The organism is Pseudomonas sp., assembly GCF_037994325.1.
Classification (GTDB): domain Bacteria; phylum Pseudomonadota; class Gammaproteobacteria; order Pseudomonadales; family Pseudomonadaceae; genus Aquipseudomonas.
In genome coordinates, this window is record NZ_JBBNAH010000352.1 from 1 (window position 1) to 7,040 (window position 7,040).

The 7,040-nt window shown below is 59.5% G+C and carries 9 protein-coding genes; 5 read left to right on the forward strand and 4 right to left on the reverse strand.

The genetic code is table 11. The features are described from left to right. From AAAB16_RS11990 to AAAB16_RS12000, 3 genes are all read left to right on the forward strand, one after another. The coding region (locus AAAB16_RS11990; RefSeq protein ID WP_340663521.1) for an AI-2E family transporter at nt 1-933 on the forward strand (933 nt) is incomplete at its 5' end. A gap of 68 nt (nt 934-1,001) precedes the next feature. Further along, nucleotides 1,002-1,340: an XRE family transcriptional regulator gene (locus AAAB16_RS11995; protein WP_340663522.1), complete on the forward strand. Its 339-nt coding sequence runs from the start codon at nt 1,002-1,004 to the stop codon at nt 1,338-1,340. After that, a complete protein-coding gene (locus AAAB16_RS12000; RefSeq protein WP_340663523.1) occupies nt 1,306-2,550 on the forward strand; it encodes a type II toxin-antitoxin system HipA family toxin in 1,245 nt (414 codons plus the stop codon). Before AAAB16_RS11995 ends, AAAB16_RS12000 begins: the two co-directional genes overlap by 35 nt. Nucleotides 2,551-2,557: 7 nt before the next feature. Here AAAB16_RS12000 and AAAB16_RS12005 read toward each other — a convergent pair whose 3' ends face one another. Further along, the gene (locus tag AAAB16_RS12005) at nt 2,558-2,944 is read right to left on the reverse strand and encodes a hypothetical protein (protein WP_340663524.1); all 387 of its coding nucleotides are present in this window, start codon (nt 2,942-2,944) and stop codon (nt 2,558-2,560) included. 210 nt (nt 2,945-3,154) lie between these two features. Here AAAB16_RS12005 and hda point away from each other — a divergent pair, with 210 nt between their 5' ends. After that, nucleotides 3,155-3,859 carry a DnaA regulatory inactivator Hda gene (gene hda, locus AAAB16_RS12010; RefSeq protein ID WP_340663525.1) on the forward strand — a complete coding sequence of 235 codons (705 nt, stop codon included), beginning with the start codon at nt 3,155-3,157 and terminating at the stop codon, nt 3,857-3,859. Nucleotides 3,860-3,989: 130 nt separating this feature from the next. Here hda and AAAB16_RS12015 read toward each other — a convergent pair whose 3' ends face one another. The 3 genes from AAAB16_RS12015 to arsC are packed head-to-tail and all read right to left on the reverse strand — an operon-like array spanning nt 3,990 to nt 5,360. Next, on the reverse strand, nt 3,990-4,400 hold the full coding sequence (locus tag AAAB16_RS12015) for a DUF2069 domain-containing protein (protein WP_340663526.1): 411 nt from the start codon (nt 4,398-4,400) through the stop codon (nt 3,990-3,992). After that, nucleotides 4,393-5,010 carry an NAD(P)H:quinone oxidoreductase gene (gene wrbA, locus AAAB16_RS12020; RefSeq protein ID WP_110616197.1) on the reverse strand — a complete coding sequence of 206 codons (618 nt, stop codon included), beginning with the start codon at nt 5,008-5,010 and terminating at the stop codon, nt 4,393-4,395. Before wrbA ends, AAAB16_RS12015 begins: the two co-directional genes overlap by 8 nt. After that, nucleotides 5,007-5,360: an arsenate reductase (glutaredoxin) gene (gene arsC / locus AAAB16_RS12025; protein WP_340663527.1), complete on the reverse strand. Its 354-nt coding sequence runs from the start codon at nt 5,358-5,360 to the stop codon at nt 5,007-5,009. The genes wrbA and arsC overlap by 4 nt, the downstream gene beginning before the upstream one ends. Nucleotides 5,361-5,470: 110 nt before the next feature. Here arsC and AAAB16_RS12030 point away from each other — a divergent pair, with 110 nt between their 5' ends. Then, on the forward strand, nt 5,471-6,709 hold the full coding sequence (locus AAAB16_RS12030) for a virulence factor BrkB family protein (protein WP_340663528.1): 1,239 nt from the start codon (nt 5,471-5,473) through the stop codon (nt 6,707-6,709). Nucleotides 6,710-7,040 lie beyond the last annotated feature (331 nt).

Consider the following 7,040-nt stretch of genomic DNA (forward strand, 5'->3'; position numbering starts at 1 on the left):
GTCTTCACCTTGATCCTGGTGATTCTGCTGCTGGTGCTGGTCCCCATGCTCGGCAAACAGCTGGTGCGCCTGTATGAACTGGCGCCGCAAATGATCGATTGGGCGCAGCACAGTGCCTTGCCCTGGGTGCAAGCCAAGCTCGGTTTGGCCGATGGGTTCTGGAAATTCGACCAAGTAAAAGCCGCCGTCACCGAACACCTGGGCAAAACCACCGACATCGTTGGCAGCGTTCTGGCCTCAGCCACCGCTTCCAGCCTGGCCTTGCTGGGCTGGCTGGGCAACGTGGTGCTGATTCCTGTAGTGAGTTTTTACCTGCTGCGCGACTGGGACATCATGGTCGCCAAACTGCGTGGCCTGCTGCCGCGTAGCCGCGAAGGCTTTATCGTGCAACTGATGGGCGAATGCCACGAAGTACTCGGCGCCTTCCTGCGCGGGCAACTGCTGGTGATGCTCGGCCTGGGCGTTATTTACTCGGTTGGCCTGATGCTGGTTGGCCTGGAACTGGGCCTGCTGATCGGTGTGATTGCCGGTCTGGCCAGCATTGTGCCCTACATGGGTTTCGTCATCGGCTTTGGCGCCGCCATCACCGCCGGCCTGTTCCAATTTGGCCCCGAGTTCTACCCACTGCTCGGTATCGCCGCCGTTTTCACCGTCGGCCAACTGCTCGAAGGCATGCTGCTGACGCCGCTGCTGGTGGGCGACCGTATTGGCTTGCACCCGGTTGCGGTGATTTTCGCCATCCTGGCTGGCGGCCAATTGTTCGGCTTCACCGGCATTCTGCTGGCCCTGCCAGTGGCGGCGGTGATTATGGTGCTACTGCGCCATGCCCATGACTTCTATAAACAGTCGGATATCTACACCGATGCGCCGGAAGGGGAAGTGGTGGAGGTGGTCGAGGTTGTGGACGTGGTGGCGGAGCAGCCGCTGCGCTAGGTAATCTCGAGCGACAGGCACAAAATGGAGGTATATCATCACTTAAGCTGGATAAGTGGTGATATATCATGCAAAGACATAAAGGCCTATTGTCCTCTCGTGCGACAGAGCTGCTGACTGAAGTGGGCAGCAATATCGACCTCGCCCGTACCCGCCGCCGCCTGACGGTCAAGACTGTGTGCAGTCGTGCAGGCATTACTGCGCAAACCTATAAACGCTTGGTGGAAGGGGAAGCTGGCGTGACCCTGGCCGTTTTCCTGGGCGTGCTTAGCGCTCTGGATCTCGAAGAAGATTTCGCCACGGTGGCGTTTCCAGCCCTGGATAAGGTGGGAATTAGCCTGGAACGCGCGGCCAAACCAGCACGGATTCGCAATGGAGAAGATGATGGTCTGGAAGTCGATTTCTAAGGCTTACGTTTTCTCTGCTGCCCAACCGGGAGCGCTGACGCCTATTGGTGTCGTGCAAAAAGTGGAAGGCGGTTTTCGCTTCGCCTATGGCAAGTCGTGGTTGGCCTCTCCAACCGGCTTTGCTATTGACCCATTGAATCTGCCGCTGACCGATGAAGTTAAAAACTCGCGCCGGTTATGGGGCGCACTGGAGGATGCCACCCCAGATAACTGGGGCAAAAAGGTCATGCTCGCTACTCACTCACAAAAGCCCACAAATGAAATCGAGTGGTTGCTGGCCACTCGGGGGGCGGGTGTCGGTTGCCTGCTGTTCTCGGGAGCGTTATCCGCGGTACCTACACTTAAGCAGCCCGCCGAATTCGGCGAGTTGGAGAAGCTGCTGGCGATGGCTGACGAGATTGACCGCGGAGCGGCAGCAGATCAGTACAGTGAGGAGCTGGTACGAATGCTGTTTTTCGCTTCGTCCATGGGCGGCGCTAGGCCGAAGGTCACGGTTAAGTATCAAGGGGGCGAGTGGATCGCCAAGCTTGGCCGCAAAGACGACGTGTTCGATCAGCCTCGCGCCGAGTTTGCCAGCTTGCAGATGGCCACGTCTGCCGGGCTGCTTGTACCCCCCCATCAGTTACTGCAAGTGGGCCAAAAAACCGTGCTGTTGATTAAGCGCTTTGATCGTCATGCGGACAGTTCCCGCAGCCATTACCTGAGTGCTAAAGCCCTGATCAATGCTGACCGAGTACGTGAAGGCGACCCCAATTCACCGATGAGCTATCTGCGTATCGCTGAAATAATTCAGAAGATCAGCGCTGACTCCGAGGCAGACTTACTGACTCTGTACCGGCAGATGGTCTTCAACGTACTGATCGGTAATACCGACGATCATTCGCAGAACCTCGGCTTTGTGCGTGAGCGTGGTAATGAATATCGGCTCACGCCCTCGTTCGACCTTATTCCTCATCCTGGGCAGGTTGCCGAACAGGCGCTGGTGATTGGTGAGCAGGGTAGGGCTTCAACCATTGAAAATGCATTGTCCCGTAGTGCTCGTTTTGGCCTCTCGCGTGCGCAGGCCGGTGCCGTAATTCGTGATGTTGCCGCCGTTACAGGTCGTGCGGCAGACTATTTTCGCGATGCCGGTATGGCGCCATTAGATGTGAACATGCTTGCGCTTACGTGTGGCCGCCATGACGCCGCTGTGCAAGCGATGGCCAACTGAGCCTAGATTATTTGAGCGTCACCACCGGCGCCGACCAAGCCAGAACACTCACGCAGGCATTCTCCCCGCGAACAAAAAACTCCAGCACGTTTTTGCTATCCCGTGCGCTAAAGCCTGGTCGTAGACATTCCTGCTCCAACCAGCCGCCTTCGCTGATCTGGTAAAGCCAGAGCTCGGAGCAGATGGGCCAGAACTCCAGCAGGTCACCCTCATCCAGCACTCGGAACCCTTCAACTTCAACGAACTCCACCAGGCGCTCAGCGCCGCTCTGCAGGTCGTTGACGGTGATGCGCAGCGACGCCAGGTTGTAGGCAACGTCGGTCACTTCGGGCTGTGCACAGGCATCAACGTCCAGTGCTGTGGCGCTGAGGTAAGTGGTAATCGGCGAGCTCATAGATACCTCGGGTGATCGCTCGGCTGACGAGCTGGCCTTGTTGCGAAGTGCTTATGCGCAGCGTGCCAGCGGTACTTAAGCGAATAGAAGAGCGGAGCTTAAAGTGGACATCAGCCCTTTGCCACCAATGACTTAGCGCCAAGAAGCCGATAAACTTCGCCCCCTTTGTCGAGCGCCTTCCTGGCGCTCTCCGGAACCGTCCGATTCTGCATGAAACCGATACAGCTGCCTTTAGGTGTGCGTCTGCGTGATGACGCCACGTTTGCGAACTATTACCCCGGCGCTAACGCGGCGGCGCTTGGCTATGTCGAGCGCTTGTGCGAGGCCGATGCTGGCTGGACGGAAAGCCTGATGTACTTGTGGGGCAGCGATGGCGTCGGCCGTACCCATTTGTTGCAGGCGGCCTGTCTGCGTTTTGAGCAGCGTGGCGAGCAGGCGGTGTATTTGCCGTTGGCGGAAGTGGTGCAGCACGGTCCTGAGTTGTTGGATAACTTGGAGCAGTGCGAGCTGGTGTGTCTGGATGATCTGGATGCGATTGCTGGCAATGCGGTGTGGGAAGAGGCGCTGTTTCACCTGTTCAATCGCCTGCGTGATAGCGGCCGGCGCCTGTTATTGGCGGCCAGTAGCTCGCCTCGTGAATTGCTGGTGCAGTTGCCGGATTTGAAGTCGCGCCTGACCTTGGCGCTAGTGTTTCAGCTGCAAACCCTCTCGGACGAAGACAAGCTGCGTGCCCTACAACTGCGTGCCTCGCGCCGTGGCCTGCACCTGACCGATGAGGTGGGGCGTTTTATCCTCACCCGTGGCACGCGCAGTATGAGTGCGCTGTTTGAGTTGCTGGAGCAGCTTGACCAGGCCTCGTTGCAGGCGCAGCGCAAGCTGACGATTCCCTTCTTAAAAGAAACCCTGGGCTGGTAGGTTCCTACCTCGTCATCCCCGCGAAGGCGGGGATCCAGAATTTTCAGCCGGGCGCGAATCTGTGTACGACACGACAGTCTGGATCCCCGCGTGCGCGGGGATGACGGTGTTCGGAAGGTAGATTCGGCGTTTACACCTCTCCCGCTAACTTCCTGTCGTGCTGAAACCGCCAGCGTGTGTAGAGCAATGCGCTGGTGAATAGCGCCAGGCTGAGCACGCTTTCCGTCCAGCCGAGCCAGCTGCGGTGTGGGTCGAACGCGGCCAGTACGCCTTTGATGAAGTACAGGTTGACCACAAAGCAGGTCCAGGCGTGGGCGCGGGCGTTGCCCATGAGCAGGCCTGGGGCGAGCAGGGCCAATGGGCCGAGTTCGATGCAGAGGATTACCCAGGTGCGCGCGCCGTGCAGGTCGGCGTAAACCAGGTTCCAGGTCAGTAGCAGAGCGGCCAAGGCGAAGAAGCTGATCAAGGTAAGTACGCGGCTCAGTTTCAGGCGCGGGGCCAGCCAGCTCAGTTCCGGCAATGGCTTGGGGGTTTTAGCCACGTTTGTTCTCCAGCGGGGCATTCAGGCGTAAAGCGGTGTTGGCCAGGCGTTGACCGAGGGCGCGGCACAGGCTGATTTCATGTTCGTCGAGGGCACGTTTGCCATCTGCGCCGGCGTGGTGGCTAGCGCCATACGGCGTGCCGCCGCCACGGGTTTCCAGCAAGGCAGCTTCGCTGTAGGGCAAGCCGGCGATCAACATGCCGTGGTGCAACAGCGGCAGCATCATCGACAGCAGGGTGCTTTCCTGGCCGCCATGCAAGCTGGCGGTGGAGGTGAATACGCCAGCCGGTTTGCCCACCAGTTCGCCGGTCAGCCACAGGCTGCTGGTGCCGTCGAGAAAGTACTTGAGCGGTGCGGCCATATTGCCGAAACGGGTCGGGCTGCCGAGCACTAAACCTGCGCAGTTTTTCAGGTCGTCGAGGCTGGCGTACAGCGCGCCTTCAGCGGGAATGCTCGGCGCCACGGCTTCGCATTCGCTGGAGATGGCGGGCACGGTGCGCAGGCGCGCGTCGAGGCCGGCCAGCTCCACGCCGCGGGCGATCTGCTTAGCCATCTCTGCGGTGGCGCCGTGGCGGCTGTAGTACAACACCAGGATATACGGCTGGCTCATGGCAATAGCTCCAGCACACGCTCGGGCGGACGGCCAATCACCGCCTTGTTGCCGACGATTAGAATCGGCCGCTCGATCAGTTTTGGATGGGAGGCCATGGCGGCGATGATGTGCTCGTCGCTCAGGCTGGCATCGGCCAGATTGAGGTTTTTGTAGTCATCTTCGCCGGTGCGCAGCAGCTCGCGGGCTGACAGCTGTAGCTTGCTCAGCAGGGCGGTTATATCGGCGGCACTTGGCGGGGTTTCCAGGTAACGCACCACGGTTGGCTGCAGGCCGCGGGCTTCAAGAAGCTCTAGCGCGCTGCGCGATTTCGAGCAGCGCGGGTTGTGATAAAGCGTCAGGTCGGTCATGTGCTTGTCGCATCTTGCCTAAGGTGGCGGCTATTCTACCCGCGTCGGCCGCCTGGCCTGAACAAGGCGTGGTCTTTTACGCGGTGATTTACTCCAGACAAGGAATGGGCATGCGCCAAGGTTTCGATGATTTTGTGGAATTCTGGCGGTTTCTGTTACGGCGCTTTCTCGCTGACCACGGCCCCAATAGCGCCGCGGCGCTGACCTACACCACGCTGTTTGCCGTGGTGCCGATGATGACCGTGACCTTTTCCATGCTCTCGGCAGTGCCGGCATTTTCCGGCGTCGGCGAGCAGATTCAGCACTTTATCTTCCATAACTTTTTGCCCGCCTCCGGGGAAACGGTGCAGGAGTACCTGGCCAATTTCACCACGCAAGCGCGGCAGCTGACCTGGATTGGCGTGGTGTTTCTCGCCGTCACTGCCTTTGCCATGTTGGTGACGGTGGAAAAGGCGTTGAACAACATCTGGCGGGTGCGTCAGCCTCGTCGGGGTATTTCCAGCTTTTTGCTGTATTGGGCGATTCTCAGCCTCGGCCCGTTGTTGCTCGGCGTGGGCTTTGTGGTCAGTACCTATATCACCTCGCTGTCGTTAATTTCCGGGCCGGAGGCGGTGATCAGCGCCAAGGTGGTGTTGCGCCTGACGCCGCTGCTGTCGAGCGTGGCCGCCTTCACCCTTATTTACGCCTCGGTGCCCAACACCCGCGTGCCGATTAAACATGCGCTGCTGGGTGGCGTTTTTGCCGCTGTGCTGTTTGAGGTGGCCAAGGCGCTGTTCGGTTTATACGTACGACTGTTCCCAGGCTTTGAGCTGATTTATGGCGCGTTTGCCACGGTGCCGTTGTTTCTGCTGTGGCTGTACCTGTCGTGGCTGATTGTGTTGTTTGGCGCCGAACTGGCGTGCAACCTCGGTTCGTCGCGGCACTGGCGCCGTCGCGCATTGCCACGGTTGCTGGTGATGCTGGGGATGCTGCGCATGTTTCACGATGCGCAGGTGCGTGGCGAAGTGCTGCGCCTGGACGACGTGCACGCCCTTGGCTGGAAATTGCCTGAAGATGAGTGGGACGAGATCGTCGAGTTTCTGGAAAACGAGTTACTGATCTGCCGCGCCAGTGGTGGTGGCTGGGTGTTATGTCGCGACCTCGGGCAATACAGCCTGCACCAACTGCTGCTGCACAGCCCTTGGCCGATGCCGCGCCTGGAGCAGTTGCCGGCGCAGATGGATGAGGCGTGGTACCCCGGCTTGCATGCCGCGCTCAAGGCCTTGCATGACGAGGCCGCCGAGTTGTTCGGTGCTAGCCTGCTGCAATGGCTACAGGCAGCACCGGAAGCGGAGGGCGGGGCGAGCTGACAAAAAACGTCAGTTTGCGCGTAGGCCTGCGGTTTACGGTGGCTACAGCGCCGCTAAAGGCCCGGAAATGGACGAAGAAACAGTTGGCACGCTTTTGGCTCTCTACCGAGTAGATTGCTATCAAACTGCCAGCCTGGCACGGACTAGCCAAGGAATACGGGTGCTATGAGTCAGCCCAAGAACCAAACCGCGAATAAGCACAGCAATGTGATTGCTCTGCAACATACCCACCCCGAGCAGGCGCTGGAGGGGCTTAACCGCATCACCGGGCTGAATTTCGCCCGGTGGCCGGAGTCGTTGGTGCCCCACGCTCAGGCGACCCCCTGTGAAG